At 34.5% G+C, this 16,460-nt stretch carries 19 protein-coding genes; 15 read left to right on the top strand and 4 right to left on the bottom strand.

Going from position 1 to position 16,460, the window contains the following annotated elements; translation table 11 throughout:
• Nucleotides 1-84: 84 nt before the first annotated feature.
• The 5 genes from pfkA to KCG49_RS03345 all read left to right on the top strand — a co-directional run bounded on the left by pfkA (nucleotide 85) and on the right by KCG49_RS03345 (nucleotide 3,686).
• Complete coding sequence (gene pfkA / locus KCG49_RS03365; RefSeq protein ID WP_218544771.1) at nucleotides 85-1,071, top strand: 6-phosphofructokinase; 987 nt, start codon at nucleotides 85-87, stop codon at nucleotides 1,069-1,071.
• Between the two features lie 31 nt (nucleotides 1,072-1,102).
• Complete coding sequence (gap, locus tag KCG49_RS03360) at nucleotides 1,103-2,104, top strand: type I glyceraldehyde-3-phosphate dehydrogenase (protein ID WP_218544770.1); 1,002 nt, start codon at nucleotides 1,103-1,105, stop codon at nucleotides 2,102-2,104.
• Between the two features lie 77 nt (nucleotides 2,105-2,181).
• Nucleotides 2,182-3,045, top strand: coding sequence for an N-acetylglucosamine kinase (locus KCG49_RS03355; RefSeq protein WP_218544769.1), 864 nt, complete (start codon nucleotides 2,182-2,184; stop codon nucleotides 3,043-3,045).
• Nucleotides 3,046-3,408: a methylglyoxal synthase gene (locus tag KCG49_RS03350; protein ID WP_218544768.1), complete on the top strand. Its 363-nt coding sequence runs from the start codon at nucleotides 3,046-3,048 to the stop codon at nucleotides 3,406-3,408.
• A gap of 95 nt (nucleotides 3,409-3,503) precedes the next feature.
• A complete protein-coding gene (locus KCG49_RS03345) occupies nucleotides 3,504-3,686 on the top strand; it encodes a hypothetical protein (protein ID WP_218544767.1) in 183 nt (60 codons plus the stop codon).
• Between the two features lie 68 nt (nucleotides 3,687-3,754).
• Here KCG49_RS03345 and KCG49_RS03340 read toward each other — a convergent pair whose 3' ends face one another.
• Together KCG49_RS03340 and KCG49_RS03335 are read right to left on the bottom strand one after the other, a co-directional pair.
• Nucleotides 3,755-5,038: an MFS transporter gene (locus KCG49_RS03340; protein ID WP_218544766.1), complete on the bottom strand. Its 1,284-nt coding sequence runs from the start codon at nucleotides 5,036-5,038 to the stop codon at nucleotides 3,755-3,757.
• Between the two features lies 1 nt (nucleotide 5,039).
• The gene (locus tag KCG49_RS03335; RefSeq protein WP_218544765.1) at nucleotides 5,040-6,683 is read right to left on the bottom strand and encodes an acyl-CoA carboxylase subunit beta; all 1,644 of its coding nucleotides are present in this window, start codon (nucleotides 6,681-6,683) and stop codon (nucleotides 5,040-5,042) included.
• A gap of 187 nt (nucleotides 6,684-6,870) precedes the next feature.
• On the opposite strand from KCG49_RS03335, the gene KCG49_RS03330 reads away from it, so the two are divergent.
• The 7 genes from KCG49_RS03330 (at nucleotide 6,871) to ettA (ending at nucleotide 11,956) form a co-directional block, all read left to right on the top strand.
• Nucleotides 6,871-7,401, top strand: a complete 531-nt coding sequence (locus KCG49_RS03330; RefSeq protein WP_218544764.1) for an NADPH-dependent FMN reductase — start codon at nucleotides 6,871-6,873, stop codon at nucleotides 7,399-7,401.
• Between the two features lie 2 nt (nucleotides 7,402-7,403).
• Entirely contained in the window at nucleotides 7,404-7,685 is a 282-nt protein-coding gene (locus KCG49_RS03325) for a GNAT family N-acetyltransferase (protein ID WP_218544763.1), read from the top strand.
• Between the two features lies 1 nt (nucleotide 7,686).
• Nucleotides 7,687-8,124, top strand: coding sequence for a MarR family winged helix-turn-helix transcriptional regulator (locus KCG49_RS03320; protein ID WP_218544762.1), 438 nt, complete (start codon nucleotides 7,687-7,689; stop codon nucleotides 8,122-8,124).
• A gap of 60 nt (nucleotides 8,125-8,184) precedes the next feature.
• Nucleotides 8,185-9,057 (top strand): pirin family protein, encoded by an 873-nt coding sequence (locus KCG49_RS03315; protein WP_256259844.1) that lies wholly within the window; start codon nucleotides 8,185-8,187, stop codon nucleotides 9,055-9,057.
• A gap of 105 nt (nucleotides 9,058-9,162) precedes the next feature.
• Entirely contained in the window at nucleotides 9,163-9,879 is a 717-nt protein-coding gene (locus KCG49_RS03310; RefSeq protein WP_218544760.1) for a pirin family protein, read from the top strand.
• A 111-nt stretch (nucleotides 9,880-9,990) separates the two neighbouring features.
• Nucleotides 9,991-10,173 carry a CAL67264 family membrane protein gene (locus KCG49_RS03305; protein WP_218544759.1) on the top strand — a complete coding sequence of 61 codons (183 nt, stop codon included), beginning with the start codon at nucleotides 9,991-9,993 and terminating at the stop codon, nucleotides 10,171-10,173.
• Between the two features lie 91 nt (nucleotides 10,174-10,264).
• Nucleotides 10,265-11,956, top strand: coding sequence for an energy-dependent translational throttle protein EttA (ettA, locus tag KCG49_RS03300; RefSeq protein WP_218544758.1), 1,692 nt, complete (start codon nucleotides 10,265-10,267; stop codon nucleotides 11,954-11,956).
• Between the two features lie 64 nt (nucleotides 11,957-12,020).
• Here ettA and KCG49_RS03295 read toward each other — a convergent pair whose 3' ends face one another.
• Nucleotides 12,021-12,248, bottom strand: coding sequence for a hypothetical protein (locus KCG49_RS03295; RefSeq protein WP_218544757.1), 228 nt, complete (start codon nucleotides 12,246-12,248; stop codon nucleotides 12,021-12,023).
• A gap of 205 nt (nucleotides 12,249-12,453) precedes the next feature.
• The gene (locus KCG49_RS03290; protein ID WP_218544756.1) at nucleotides 12,454-13,224 is read right to left on the bottom strand and encodes an MBL fold metallo-hydrolase; all 771 of its coding nucleotides are present in this window, start codon (nucleotides 13,222-13,224) and stop codon (nucleotides 12,454-12,456) included.
• A 166-nt stretch (nucleotides 13,225-13,390) separates the two neighbouring features.
• On the opposite strand from KCG49_RS03290, the gene KCG49_RS03285 reads away from it, so the two are divergent.
• The 3 genes from KCG49_RS03285 to KCG49_RS03275 all read left to right on the top strand — a co-directional run bounded on the left by KCG49_RS03285 (nucleotide 13,391) and on the right by KCG49_RS03275 (nucleotide 16,431).
• Entirely contained in the window at nucleotides 13,391-14,731 is a 1,341-nt protein-coding gene (locus KCG49_RS03285) for a microtubule-binding protein (protein WP_218544755.1), read from the top strand.
• A 90-nt stretch (nucleotides 14,732-14,821) separates the two neighbouring features.
• The gene (locus KCG49_RS03280) at nucleotides 14,822-15,868 is read left to right on the top strand and encodes a hypothetical protein (RefSeq protein ID WP_218544754.1); all 1,047 of its coding nucleotides are present in this window, start codon (nucleotides 14,822-14,824) and stop codon (nucleotides 15,866-15,868) included.
• 8 nt (nucleotides 15,869-15,876) lie between these two features.
• Nucleotides 15,877-16,431: a hypothetical protein gene (locus KCG49_RS03275; protein ID WP_218544753.1), complete on the top strand. Its 555-nt coding sequence runs from the start codon at nucleotides 15,877-15,879 to the stop codon at nucleotides 16,429-16,431.
• Nucleotides 16,432-16,460: the final 29 nt, after the last annotated feature.

The following is a 16,460-nucleotide window of genomic DNA, read 5'->3' as shown; positions in this document are numbered from 1 at the left end:
TTGATTATTGGTCAGTTATTTTATGACAATAGTCACATTTAACTGTGTATTGTTTATTAATTTTACTGTAAAGAATTCAAAAAAATGCTACATACAATAAAAAAAATAGGTGTAATGACTTCTGGAGGCGATTCTCCGGGAATGAATGCCGCTGTTAGATCTGTTGTTAGAACCTGTGCTTTTCACGATATAGAATGTTATGGAATTTACAGAGGTTATGAAGGTATGATAGATGGCGATTTTGAAAAGATGGATGCGCGTAGCGTAAAAGGTATCATCAATAAAGGTGGTACAATTTTAAAATCAGCGCGTTCACAAGAATTTAGAACTAAAGAAGGAAGAGCTAAAGCGCACGAACAATTAAAAAAAGCAGGTATTGATGCTTTTGTAGTTGTTGGAGGAGATGGAAGTTTTACTGGAGCCATGATATTTAATCAAGAGTTTGGTTTCCCTGTAATGGGTATTCCCGGCACAATAGATAACGATATTTTTGGTACAACGCATACACTTGGTTATGATACAGCTTTAAATACAGTTGTAGAAGCTATAGATAAGATTAGAGATACCGCAAGTTCGCATAACCGTTTGTTTTTTATTGAAGTAATGGGGCGTGATGTGGGGCATATTGCTCTAAATGTTGGTGTCGGTGCTGGTGCTGAAGAGATTTTAATTCCTGAGGAAGATTTGGGTCTAGATCGTTTGTTGGAATCATTAAGACGTAGTAAGCAATCAGGTAAATCTTCGAGCATAGTCGTTGTTGCTGAAGGTGATAAAATTGGTAAAAACGTATTTGAATTAGCAGACTATGTAGAAGAAAATATGACAGAATATGAAGTGCGAGTATCTGTTTTAGGTCACATGCAACGTGGAGGTTCGCCATCTTGTTTCGATCGGGTTTTGGCAAGTAGAATGGGAGTTAAAGCCGTAGAAAGCCTAATTATAGGAAAAAGCAATTACATGGTAGGGCTTAAAAACGACATCATGGATTTAACACCATTTGACCAAGCTGTCAAAGGAAAGTCAAAAATAAATATGGAACTCTTAAGAGTTTCGGACATAATGTCCATATGAAAGATAACACTTAAATTAAACTAAGAAAAAAATGTCAAATTTAAAATTAGGAATCAACGGATTCGGTAGAATAGGTAGAATAGTATTTAGAGCTACGGTAAAACGTCCAGATGTAGATGTTGTTGCTATAAATGATTTATTAGATGTAGAGCATCTAGCATATTTATTAAAGTATGATTCAGTACATGGTCGTTTCGATGGTACTGTAGAAGTTAAAGATGGTCACTTGGTTGTAGATGGCAAAACAATCCGTGTAACTGCTGAGCGCGACCCTAAAAACTTAAAATGGGACGAAGTTGGCACTGATGTAGTTGCTGAATGTACAGGTATTTTTACAACATTGGAAACGGCACAATACCATATTGATGCTGGCGCCAAAAAAGTAGCAATCTCTGCACCTAGTAAGGATGCTCCTATGTTTGTTATGGGTGTTAATGATGATGAATTAACAAGTGATCATAAAATAGTTTCTAACGCATCTTGTACAACAAACTGTTTGGCACCAGTCGCTAAGGTTTTAGATGATAATTTTGGTATAGAAGAAGCTCTAATGACAACGATTCATGCATCTACTGCAACGCAATTAACAGTTGATGGGCCATCACGTAAAAATTATAGATTAGGGCGTTCAGCTTTAAATAATATTATCCCTTCGACTACTGGAGCAGCAAAAGCTGTTGGTAAGGTTATTCCAAAATTAAACGGAAAATTAACAGGTATGGCATTTAGAGTGCCAACTGCAGATGTTTCTGTTGTGGATTTAACGGTAAGAACCAAAAACGAAACGTCTTTAGAAGAGATTAAGGCAGCATTCAAAAAAGCCTCTGAAGGTTCCATGAAAGGAGTATTGGGCTATACGGAAGAGGCAGTCGTCTCTCAGGATTTTGTTAGCGACGCGCGTACAAGTATTTTTGATGCAAGTGCAGGTATTGAGCTTAATTCAAAATTCTTCAAAGTTGTATCTTGGTACGATAATGAATTTGCTTACTCTAATAAGTTGGTAGATTTAGCACAGAAGATTAATAGTTTATAATATTATTCATCATTAATTCAGAAATTCCGTAGGATTATGAATTAATCATACCTACGGAATTTTTAATTTTTATTACTATGATTTTAATTACAGATGGCGGTTCTACAAAATGCGATTGGATTGCAATTGACGAAAAAGGAAATCTCGCTACCCAAAAAATTAGGACTAAAGGCTTAAATCCTGCAATACTCAGTGAGAAAAAGCTAGATAAAATTATACGAAAGAGTGATGAACTCTTAGCGATGAGTAACGAAGTAACCCATGTGTTTTTCTATGGTGCAGGATGTGGAACTGAAAATCCTAGACTTATACTAAAAACCATCTTAGAAGACATTTTCACCAATGCAAAAGTCGAAGTTCAAGAAGATACTATGGCGGCTGTAAGAGCATGTATCGACACTAACGACGAAGCAGCAGTAGTGTGTATAATGGGTACAGGATCTAATTGTTGTTATTTTGATGGTGAAAAACTCCATCAACGAGTACTGAGTTTGGGATATACCTTAATGGACGAAGCCAGTGGTAATTATTACGGTAAGGAATTGATTCGAGATTATTACTTTGATGTAATGCCTCATTATTTAAAGTTGGCATTTGATCATAAATATGATTTAGAAGCTGATTACATAAAATATAATCTGTATAAACAACCCAATCCCAATGCATATTTGGCAAATTTTGCAGAATTCATGTTTTTGAATAAAGATTCAGATTATATTAAAGATTTAATTAAACGAGGGCTGCGAAAATTTACTGAGCATATGATTCTTCAGTTTAAAGAAGAATTGAGTACAGGGATTCCGGTTCATTTTGCAGGATCTATAGCTTATTTTTCACAAGAAGAAATTAAGGAAATTGCAGCAGAGTATAATTACAAGGTAGGTAACTTTGTAAGACGACCAATAGATGGTTTGGTTGAGTATCACGTTAAAAATTTATAAATGGAAATTGCAATTATTGCTCATGATGGAAAAAAAGCTGAGATGGTTCAGTTTTTAAATGCGCATAGCGATATACTACATCAGAAACAAATTTCCCTGGTTTCTACTGGTACAACAGGTGAAAAAGTTTTAAAAGCTGGCTTTAAAGTTAATGCACTTCTTTCTGGGCCACTTGGAGGTGATGCACAAATAGCTTCTAGAGTTGCAGAAGGTAAATGTAATATGGTGTTATTTTTTAGGGATCCTTTAGATCGTCATCCTCATGAACCAGATGTTTTAATGTTAATGAGACTTTGTGATGTGCATGATGTGCCTTTAGCGACAAATCCAGCAACTGCAGAATTATTAATTAAAGCAGTTTAGCCCACTGTTCATTTCATGTTAATAAATCTCAATTTTGCTATTGTAAAACTTATATTTTGGTTATATCTTTGCGTAAGTAAAAATTAAACGTAATTATGTTCGAATTTGATCAGTATTTAGGATTTTTAGCTTTTTTAACCATACTAACTATTGGGTTTTGGTTAATGATATTCCTTTTAACATTTGTTATTCCTTACTGGGTCTTTGGTTCGGCAATAGAGCGTTTTAAGGAGATTAGAGAAGAGAAGAAAGCTAAGCGTGAAAATACATCGCACTAAGTTTTAAAATATAAAATTTAAAGAGCACATTTTGTGCTCTTTTTTTATGCCTAATTATTAGATGTAATCTAATTCACATGATTCTTCTGAACCTGCCTATAAAACAAAAATGAAGCGACTAAACCCACAAATGTAAATAGTCCCATTACGCCAAAAGCATGTTGTAAACCAATAGCACCTTTATTTGCATCTAAAAAATAACCCATTAACAAACCTGCAAAAATATCTGGTGTATAACCAACTATAGAAATAAAACCAACAGCAGTTCCTGTTACTGCTAATGGAATTTTCGCTTCTTCAAGTGTGGCAAAATATAATACTCGAGCTGAATATACTCCTAATGCCATTGTTCCTATGGAGAGAATAAAAAGAAGTGTTGTAGAATCATCAATAATACCTAAATAAAAAATTAAGCTTGTAATCGTCATTAATAAGAAACCTATAACAATCCATAAAGAGGCTTTTGTTCTATCTGCCAATATACCAATAACAATACCAATAACGGGTCTTATGTAAAGTAGATAAGTGCCAACTTTAGCAGCCTCAATTTTATTGTAATTCATAACCTGTTCGGCATATTTACTAAAAAGGTCCGTCATTTTATAGCCATAGTACGCACAAAGAATAATAATCATGAGTAGCCAAACGGCTTTAAATTTTACAACTGATTTAAGGTTCTCTAAGGTCAATAATTTTGAAGGTTTATCAGAATCTACAGTTTCAGTTTCAGAGAATTTTAAAAAGAAAAAAACAATGAAACCTATACACATTACAGCAATAGAGGTATAGGTGATGACTTGTTTAAAAGCTATACGACGCTCTTCAATTGATGTAAGTTCAACCTCTTTTGTAATAAATAATGAAAAGATAACCACTCCTGCTGAGCCAAAAAGAGCTGCGACAAGACCGCGGCCACCATCCAAAAATCCAAAGGCTATGCCTTGTTTATTAGATCCTCCCCAAATTCTTGTGGCTTTTATCATTGCTGCCCAAAACAGAAAAATAGTTGTAAAACCCCAAAAACCGTAAAGTATATGAAGATTATAAAGTGTAGGATATGTCGCTAAGTAGAATCCACCTGAAGCTGTTAAAATTAGCGCAACTGACATTAATACGTTGGGTTTAAACTTGTCTGCTAGCGGTCCGCCAAAAAGATAAGATACTAAAGCCACAGTACCATAAGCTGCAAAACAACTTCCTATTTCAGTATCGGTAATAGAAAACGATTCTAGAAAAGTAGTTCTAAAAATGCGCTGTAAAACAAAGGGTAAAATAAAAACAGCCTCTGCGGCTAATATCAATAATAGTATTACATATAAAGGTCGTTTTTTATTTACAGTGTCTTGTTGCATATTATACTTGCAACACACCTAAGTTAAAAGGTTTCTCAATAGGTGAGTGGTCAGCCGCTTCAATACCCATACTAATCCATGTTCTAGTATCCAATGGATCTATAACTGCATCTGTCCAAAGTCTTGCAGCGGCATAGTAAGGTGATACTTGATTATCATATCTAGACTTAATCTTATTGAATAGTTCCTCTTCTTTCTCTTTGGTTATTGTTTCCCCTTTCTTTTTAAGAGAGGCCGTTTCTATTTGCAATAGAACCTTAGCTGCAGATTTACCACTCATAACGGCAAGTTCAGCACTTGGCCAAGCAGCGATCAATCTTGGGTCATAAGCTTTTCCGCACATGGCATAATTGCCTGCACCATAGCTATTGCCAATAACGATTGTAAATTTTGGCACAACAGAATTACTAACTGCATTTACCATTTTAGCACCATCTTTAATAATGCCACTATGCTCAGATTTGCTACCAACCATAAAGCCTGTTACATCTTGTAAAAACACCAATGGTATTTTCTTTTGGTTGCAATTGGCAATAAATCGCGTCGCTTTATCCGCTGAATCGTTATATATTACTCCACCAAACTGCATTTCACTAGGCTTGGTTTTTGCTCCAGTAGTTTTTACAATATGACGTTGGTTGGCAACAATACCAACAGCCCAACCATCAATCCTGGCATAAGCTGTAATAATGGTTTTGCCATAGCCTTCCTTGTATTCTTCAAATTCAGAATTGTCGACCAAACGTTTTATAATGTCTTTCATATCGTATTGGTCAGCTCTACTCTTTGGTAAAATACCATAAATATCTTCAGGGTTTTCTGTAGGCTTTTTTGAAGCTATGCGATTAAAACCAGCTTTGTCATAATCACCAATTTTATCAATTATGTTTTTAATTTTATCTAGAGCATCTTTATCGTCTTTAGCCTTATAATCCGTTACACCAGAAATTTCACAATGTGTAGTGGCTCCGCCTAAGGTTTCATTATCTATGGTTTCACCAATAGCTGCCTTTACCAAATAGCTGCCTGCCAGGAAAATGCTACCAGTTTTATCAACAATAAGTGCTTCATCACTCATAATGGGCAAATAAGCTCCACCTGCAACACAACTGCCCATTACTGCAGCAATCTGTGTAATTCCCATACTACTCATTACTGCATTGTTTCTAAAGATGCGTCCAAAATGTTCTTTATCAGGGAAGATTTCATCTTGCATAGGTAGAAAAACACCAGCACTATCAACAAGATATATAATAGGGAGTCTGTTTTCTATGGCAATTTCTTGAGCACGGAGGTTTTTCTTTCCTGTTATAGGAAACCAGGCTCCAGCCTTTACTGTAGCATCATTGGCAACAACAATACACTGTTTGCCTTTTACATAACCAATTTTTACGACCACTCCGCCTGATGGACAACCACCATACTGCTCGTACATATCTTCACCTGCAAAAGCACCAATCTCAATAGATTTGGCTTTTGGATCCAATAGGTAATCTACACGCTCTCTGGCTGTCATTTTACCTTTGCTGTGGTGCTTGTCAATACTTTTTTGCCCACCACCAAGTTTTACTTTTGTTAAGCGTTTTTTTAGTGCTGATACTAAGAGTTTATTGTGGTCTTCGTTTTTATTGAATTTTATATCCATATGAATTGCCCAGAAATTGGGTATCTTTAAAATTAGTAATTTTCAAATTTGATTTCCACGAATTTACAAAACCAATCGATGTATAAAAAGTGAATACTTTGTTAAAATACATAACACGGAAATATATTCCTTGGAATATAAATATTTTTATTATATATTTGTACTATAAAATTAATCGTATATATAAATGAAAAAAATAATAGCACTTGCAGGAAGTAATAGTAGCACTTCTATAAACAAACAATTGGCAACCTATGCGGCATCATTGGTCGACGGAGTAGAAGTTAAAGTTTTAGATTTAAATAATTATGAAATGCCTATCTATAGCTCGGACAGAGAAAAAGAATCGGGCTATCCAAAAGAAGCTCTGGCTTTTGTAGATGAAATTAGAAACGCTAATGGCATTATCATTTCTTTAGCTGAATATAATGGTGCTTATTCTGGTGCTTTTAAGAATATCTTTGATTGGGCGAGTAGAGTAGAACAAAAAACCTTTTTGGGAAAATCAATGTTGCTTATGGCAACTTCACCAGGCCAAAGAGGTGGGCTTTCGGTTTTAGGGATAGCTTCAGACCGTTTTCCAAGGCACGAAGCCAATATTGTCGGTAAGTTCTCATTACCTGGTTTTCATAAAAATTTTGAAAATGGAAAAATTATTAATGAAGAATTGAACAATGAATTGTTAGAAGAAGTAAAACAATTTAAAGCAAGCTTATAAATATGGAAATTCAACAAAACGACAACGAAAAGAAAGGAGAATTCTTTTATGAAGTAGACGGAAAAAAGCTTGGGTTAATGACTTATAGCCATGCTGGTGCTGATAAAATAATAATTGACCATACAGAGGTTGATGAATCTCTTAAAGGACAAGGTGTAGGCTATAAATTAGTAGAAGCTTCTGTAATTTACGCCAGAGAAAACAATCTTAAAATTATGCCGCTTTGCCCTTTCGCCAATGCAGTTTTTAAGAAGCGAAGTGAATATAATGATGTAAGATTTTAATATGGGTGATTTAGCAAAAGATATCAATTCAAAGTTTGAGAACAATAAAATAAAGGCATTGCTTAATATTGTTTACACGGCCAACTGGATCAACAGTTGCCAAAACGAATTCTTTAAGGTATATGGAATTAGCCCTCAACAATACAATATTTTGAGGATATTACGCGGTGCTGGTGAGCCATTAAAAGTTCAAACTATAAAAGACAGAATGTTAGAACGTTCACCTAATGCCACCAGGTTAATGGATAAACTTTGTGCTAAAAATTATATAGAGCGTTTACCGTCTGAGCATGACAGGCGCGTGGTAAAGATTGCTATAACCCAAGAAGGTAAGGACTTGTTAGATTCAATACCTAAAAATTTAAATAAAGAATTGCTAAAAAACCTAAACGAAGAAGAAGCAGAACAATTAAGTGATTTATTAGATAAGATGCGCTAGTCGTATTTTTTTAACTAAATATTTTCCATGGAAAATATTTTAAATAAAAGGAAAATTAAAATGAAATTAAATTCAATAAAAAGAGTAGGACGAAGTGATTTCGTTAATATGGGGCCAATACGTTTGCGTCAACCATTGCCAACGCAAGGTATAGATATGATAGACCCGTTTATTCTATTACATCACTACGGTCCTTATGAAATTAATGAAAAAAGTAATCCATTCGATTTAGGACCTCATCCTCATAGAGGTTTTGAGCCTATAACCTTTTTAGTACAAGGGGAACAATTACATCGAGATTCGCTAGGTAATGAAAGTGTCGTTGAAGCAGGCGATGTACAATGGACTACAGCTGGTCGCGGAATTATCCATGCTGAAGGTCCAACAAAGAAATTTGTTAGTCGAGGTGGAACTATAGAAGGAATTCAATTATGGTTAAACCTTCCAGCTGAAAAGAAGATGATGCAACCCAACTATCAGCATGCAAAGTATAAAGATTTTAGAGTTGTTAATTCTGAAGATGGTAATGTAGAAACAAGAATTATTTCTGGCGAATTAAACAATACCTATGGGAGGATAGCAACTCAGACGTCTGTAAATACTTTCATTATAAAGACCAAAGCGGGTGGACTAGAGTCTATTTCATTTTCTAATTCACATCAAAGTTTATTATATCTATTAAAAGGTAAAGTAAAGATTAACGGAGAGACGACTTTAGAGTTAGATAAAAATCAACTTATTCAGTTTAATCAGGATGGAGATGGTTTTACAATTGAAGCTTCATCGGATAGCTTATTGTTGTTTCTATCTGGCGATCCGTTTAATGAACCTGTAGCGACCTATGGTCCTTATGTAATGAATAATCAAACAGAATTAATGGAAGCAATGCGAGATTACCAAATGGGTAAAATGGGATTTCTTCCAGCAAGTTAATGATTGCTAAATTGAGTGCAGTCAAAGTTAATTATAAGTAAAAATTTAAATTAAGTATAACAAGTTTTCCCATTTTATTGGGAATATAAATTAAAACAAAATATTATGAAAACTATAATTCACAAAGCAGATACAAGAGGTTATGCAGATCACGGTTGGTTAAAATCACACCATACATTCAGTTTTGCTGGCTATCAAAACCCAGAGCGAATGAGTTTTGGTATGTTACGCGTTTTAAATGATGATGTGGTACAACCTAAAATGGGATTTGGTACTCATCCGCACCAAAATATGGAAATCATTTCAATTCCACTAAAAGGCGCATTGTCACATAAAGATAGTATGGGAAATAAGCGTGCTATTGAAGTTGGTGAAGTACAGGTGATGAGTGCAGGAACAGGCCTAACACATTCTGAATTTAATGACAGTAAAACCGATGAAGTTAATTTTCTTCAATTATGGATTCTTCCAGAAGAAAAGAGTGTAGAACCTAATTATGAGCAAAAGCGATTTTCTGATGAAGGAAAACGAAATAAAATTCAGACTGTTGTTGCACCTAAAGATAAATTAGAAGGTGATGCTTTACCGATTAGTCAACAAGCTTATATATACAGAACTCATTTAGATGTTGATAAGTCAATAGATATAAACCCTAAATCTAAAAATAACGGCATCTATGTTTTTGTTGCTGATGGTGAGGTAGATGTAGAAAGTAATTCTTTAACTAAAAGAGATGCCATAGGGGTTTCAGAAACAGATCGAGTATCAATTAAATCTACTGCCAATTCAGAATTGATAATCATTGAAGTTCCAATGAACTAGATTAACAACAATTGGTTAATAGCAGAAAAAGCATTCTAATTTTAGAATGCTTTTTTAGTTTATTTCACGATATTTGTTTTTAACTAACGATCTAAAACTAAGAATACGATTATGGCGATGAATAAAAATACAGTATTAGCTTGGGCTACGGTTCTCATGTTGATAATGGGGGTGATACTAATATTAATGGGTGCATATAAATACGATGATGTTGCAGGCTGGGGTTTTGCAACGGTAGGGTTTGGCTTTTTTGCTATTGCTTGGGTGTTTAACGCTTTAAAAGGGAGAGTTTAAAAATCATTATTGTTTCTACTTTTACTGTACCCTAATAGATTAATATAAAAAATTCAAGACTAAATACTTTTTACTAAAGACTAATTACTACATGAGTGACGATAAACAAATAATTTTTTCAATGTCTGGTGTTACCAAGACATTTCAATCAGCCAATACACCAGTTTTAAAAAACATCTACTTAAGCTTCTTTTATGGTGCTAAGATAGGAATCTTAGGTCTTAACGGATCAGGTAAATCAACACTTTTAAAGATTATCGCAGGTGTTGATAAGAATTACCAAGGTGACGTGGTGTTTAAACCTGGTTATACTGTTGGTTATTTAGAACAAGAACCTCAGTTAGACGATAATAAAACCGTAATGGAAGTTGTGCGAGAAGGTGCTGCAGAAACAGTTGCCATACTCGATGAATACAACAGTATTAATGATCAGTTTGGTTTAGAAGAGGTTTATAGTGATCCGGATAAGATGGAAAAACTTATGAATCGTCAAGCTGAATTACAAGATCAAATTGATGCAACCAATGCATGGGAACTTGACACTAAGCTTGAAATAGCCATGGATGCTTTGCGTACACCAGATGGAGACAAAAAGATTGGTGTATTATCCGGAGGAGAGCGTCGTCGTGTAGCATTATGCCGTTTACTGCTTAAAGAACCAGACGTATTACTATTAGATGAGCCAACCAACCATTTAGATGCTGAGTCTGTTCATTGGCTAGAGCATCATTTGGCACAATATAAAGGCACAGTCATCGCTGTAACCCACGATAGGTACTTCTTGGATAATGTGGCAGGTTGGATACTAGAACTCGATAGAGGAGAAGGTATACCGTGGAAAGGCAATTATTCGTCTTGGTTAGATCAAAAATCTAAACGTTTGGCACAAGAAAGCAAATCGGCATCTAAGCGTCAGAAAACATTAGAGCGTGAATTGGAATGGGTGAGGCAAGGTGCTAAAGGACGGCAAACGAAACAAAAGGCGCGTTTAAAGAATTACGATAAATTGATGAGTCAAGATCAAAAACAACTTGACGAAAAACTTGAAATATACATACCAAATGGACCGCGTTTAGGAACAAACGTAATTGAAGCCATTGGTGTAGCCAAAGGTTATGATGATAAATTATTATATGATGACTTAAATTTTAATCTTCCACAAGCAGGTATTGTTGGTGTTATTGGTCCCAACGGAGCTGGTAAAACGACAATTTTTAGAATGATAATGGGAGAGGAAACTCCTGATAAAGGAGAATTTAGAGTAGGTGAAACTGCCGAGATTGCATACGTAGACCAAAAGCATTCAAATATTGATCCCGAAAAATCGATATGGCAGAATTTTAGTGACGAGCAAGAACTGGTGATGATGGGTGGAAGACAAGTTAACTCTAGAGCGTATTTAAGTCGATTTAATTTCTCAGGAAGCGAACAGAATAAAAAAGTAAAGCTATTATCAGGTGGGGAGCGTAACCGTTTGCACTTGGCAATGACACTTAAAGAAGAAGGTAATGTGTTACTTTTAGATGAGCCTACTAATGATTTAGATGTCAATACACTACGAGCACTAGAAGAAGGCTTGGAAAACTTTGCAGGTTGTGCTGTAGTGATTAGTCACGATAGATGGTTTTTAGATAGAATCTGTACGCATATATTAGCTTTTGAAGGTGATAGTCAAGTGTATTTCTTCGAAGGTGGCTTTAGCGATTATGAAGAAAATAAGAAAAAACGTTTAGGTGGTGATTTAATACCAAAACGTATAAAATATAAAAAGTTAGTAAGATAAAGCTTAGATAGCTGTACAAAAAAAGCCTGCTTTTGCAGGCTTTTTTTGTTTTACTATTTAATTATTAATTGTCAACATCATAAAGATGACTACTGGTAAAATCCTTATAGGAATCATCAGCATCACGAAACGCATTTGTCTCCATTAATTTTTTGTTTTCAGCTTTCAATTTATACATCTTAATTATAGCATGAATAATGAAAACAAGGAATATTGAAGCAACAGCTATTAAAATGATGGTAAGTTGCTCTGTAGTCACAACTAAAGCCTTGAAAAGCATATTGTTAAGCATGATCGGAATAGTTAGATTTGGGTTCTACTGGGCTAATATAGTAAAAAATCCTAATCTAAATGCTTAATTTTAAATTATTTAGAATATTGTTTTCAACAATTTTACCGATGAAAGGGAGGTATAATGCTACGAAACGCACTATTCTAGGCTAGGGAACATGGTTTTTTAACTTGTTAACAATGTAAAAATTTAACATATTTATTCATTAATACCAGTCTAATAGTTTAACATTAATTGAGTCATTTCCCTTAACGACAATTTTCTTAAACTTATTTACATCACTCATACCATCAGATCCTCTGTAATGGTAGGGGTAAACAGTTTTAGGCTTAAATTCTAGGACAGCGTTTGCGGCACTTTCAACAGTCATGGTCCAGGGTAAGTTCATACAAACAAAAGCTTTATCGATATGTTTTAGATTTCTCATTTCAGCAATATCTTCAGTATCACCAGAAATATAGATACGTTCTGTTTTAATATCCAATACATAGCCATTACCTCTTCCTTTTGTGTGATACTGCAAAGCCTCCTCTCTTAAGTTGTACATCGGAATAGCCTCAATCTTCATATCACCATGCATATAAGTATCTCCATTATTTAAGGTGATTATGGTTTTACTTATGGTACTTGGGATTTTATCGGTTACTGCTTTAGGTCCAATTAGTGTTGTGGTATTGAGATTTAATGACTCTAGGGTGTTTTTGCTTAAATGATCTCCGTGAATGTCTGTAACCAAAACCAATGTTGGCGCTTTTTGATTCTTAAAGGCTTTTAAACCACCTGTGGGGTCTATGTATATAACATCATTCTCAGTTTCGAGAATTAATGTGCCATGAGTAATAGGAATGACGTTTACAGACTCGTCAGTAACGACTTCTCCTTCTTTTTCGATAATGGCTGTATTTTCTTTTTCCTTTTTACAGCAAAGTACAGTCACTACAAGCAATAAGATCAATGCAGATTTTATGGATTTCATTTTTTTGATTTTCTATAAAGGTATTCAACATTTGGTTAGATATAAAATATTGTAACATTTTTATTACAAATGCTACATATAATTTGCAGGTAAAGCTTTTATAGTCTTAAAAAATTACCGAAATTGCTTATCCGAAAAATTGTTCAACTAAATAACACTAAACAATATGTCTGATGATTTTGATTTATTAGAAACTAATTCACAAGAAAAAGCTGAAAAAGTAGATGTAAACTGGGGTAAAGCCATAGACCAAATGAAGTCTAAGCTTGCTCAAGAGGATGATCCAGAAAGTCGTCAGAAAATTTTAAATGCCACATTAGATAATGTTGTGGACATGGCAGAGAAAGATAGAACGACACTTCTTGATGCCATTAAGGATTTAACCGACTATCAAGATGAAGTTGGTATTATGTTCGAAGGCTTTTCAGCACTTAATGCGGCAGAGCAAAAAATCATAGATGATGCTGTAAAACGTCTAGAACGTGCAAAAGTTGAGCTAGAAGATGCTAAAAATAAACCAGACACTTGGTGGAATAATCTCTGGGGACGTAAAGGAAAGATCAGAGATGCCGAGCAAGAATTAGCTACAGCTCAAAAGCAACGTGATGGAGCAGACAATAAAGCTAAGGCCATGTTTCAGCAACGTATAGAGACTGCAGATGTACAAACCTTGCTAAACGAATTGTCTTTTAAAAGTCAGGCTGCTATTAAACGATTAAAAGATAGGGAGCTTGAAATTAAAGAGGTTGAAGAGAGTCTTAAAACGGCTATTGTAGAAGCGAGTAACAACCACACAAAAGCGTTACAGAAGAAAAAAGAAGTAGAAGCAAAGCTTGAAGAGCAATATGCTCTGTTAAAACAAGCACGCCAAGCTTTAGAAGAAGTTGCAGACAAGCAGTCTACCGAATATTCTGAAGCTTTGGAAAAAGTAACACAATTAGAACAGAAGGTTGAAGAGCTAGAAGGTCTTAAAAATGCCTACACCACTTTAGCGGCTTCAAAAGATAGTTTTGTGCATAAACATAACTTAACGATTAAGGTATTGACCTCTTTGAGAAGTAATTTACAGACCCACCGTGCTAAATTAAAATCAGACACGGACGAGCGTCTAAAATATTACGATGGTTATGTGGTAGCTTTAAAAGCACGTACAGATCAAGAGTTTGCTGCAATATTAGAACATTTGGGTGTTAAAACAGACGAGCATATTGGAGAAACACTTGCCGCGATGCATACAGCTAGCGCCAAAGCGCGTCAGGAGATGATGGATAACATACCAGTTCATGAAAAAGTGATGCAAGGTGTATATGGAAGTTATGCTGAAGCTTTAAAAGATATCCGATCTAAAGATGCAGAAATTCAGAAAAACTTTGCAGACCGTTATGGCATTGACATGAAAGAGATTTTTGATGAGTACTATAAAGCAGATCCTAATGCTCCATCAAATGGTGGTGAACCTGTTGGCGAGCCAAAACCAGAGGTTAATGAGGATGATTTACTTGGATAGTAATGAGTATAAAGTAACAAGTCATTAGTTTTAAGTTTCTAATATAGCTTGTTCACTTTACACTTCGTACTTAATACTTGTTACTAAAAAATGATTGTTACACCATTAGATTCAGCAGTATTAGACTCTAAAGAGCAATATGTATTCTATCACAAGATGATAGATTTTACACTCAAAGAGTTAATTACTGCTGTACAACAGAAGCAAATACTAAATCAACAAGAAATACTATTGTTTAAGCAATATACCGATTTGTTGTTGTACTCTATTGAGGCTATGCGTGTAAAGTATATGTATGATGATGAAGATAACATGAAAGTTGATCTAACAGATTCTAGCTTTCCAAATTATCTTGAGTTTCGTTATCTTTTTAATGATTTGGAATTAAGAGAAGAATTCTTGAGTAAACTTACGGATATTGATGTTTTAAAAGATGAATTCTTAGATACGTTGATGCGTAAAAAGCAACCAATTTCCAAACGAAAATTATTTCAAGCTTCATCTATTGTTTACTATACATCGGCTAAAAAAGAATACATTTTTAATCGTTTTGTACAGGGAAAAATAATTCCTGCACCAAAAGGTTCACCTGCAGCGCATTTAGTGAGTTGGAGTTTCTATGATGTAACACACAACAGACCGTTTATATGTTATTTGTATTTTAACTATGATGGTAGAGATGTGCAAGATTATAAAGATGAAATTTATACGGTTTTAAAAAACACCTCTGACCGAGAAATGGCTTTAGATACTATGGGTTATGCCATAGACAAACGTTTGCCAAAAGTTTTACCAAAGCTGATAAAACGTATTGATTTAGGGCCAATTCATAATATTTTTGCAAAAGATGAAAATGAAGTAACACATGCCATATTAGATGGTGTAGCTAAGAAAATAATTCCATTGGAATCTTACGCTATATCACTCAAAATGGACGAACTCACTTCTAAAAGTGAATTTAAAGAAGGTAGCTTTTTTAGTAAGCAAACCTTTCAAAAATGGGATAATACTTTTAGGCAGCGTTATATTTTTGCGCCACATCGTATTATACAGCTGTTGCACAACAAAACACCAGAAATTATGAATAAGTTGGCTATTCCGCCTGTTCAGGTCTCTAATTTAAAAATTAAGGATTAAAATTTATTATGAAAAACAAACTAAAGTTTTACGCACTTTTGCTCTGGATACCCATTGTTTTTGGTTGTTCAAATGATGATGATAATAGTTCGTCAAATAACACAACGGCCATTAATCTTGTAACTGGTATGAATGCAAAATCAGGTGTGAATAATATTTTTAGGTTGGGCAATCCAAACGTAAGAATGCCAATCGGCCTATCTTCAGTAGCTATAATAGCCTACCCCAATCCCGTAATTAGTGCTCTAACTATAGAGATTTCGCAGACCAATGAAGTTATGACCGATGTTTGGTTAGTTAATGCAAATGCTCAGCAAATTTATCAGGATATCGATTTTGACGAAATCCTAAATGAGAACACTTATACGGTAAACGAAATTTCCCAAGCTTCTGTGCTAGCTTTTAATGACCTGTCAAATACCAATATTACTTTAAATCTAGATGGTTTTAATACAGGCTACTATCGGGTATTCATTAAAACTAACCAAAGCTTATACTGGGATAATATTTATATAGACAACAATGGAACGGATATAACCGAGTTTTTCGAATCTTGGGAATAAGTCTATTCTTTCAATATAATTACATAAAT

The sequence above is a fragment of the Winogradskyella luteola genome, assembly GCF_019203985.1.
GTDB classification, from domain to species: Bacteria; Bacteroidota; Bacteroidia; order Flavobacteriales; family Flavobacteriaceae; genus Winogradskyella; species Winogradskyella luteola.
Note: the sequence above shows the minus strand (reverse complement) of the source record. Positions and strands in the feature narration are given on the sequence as shown.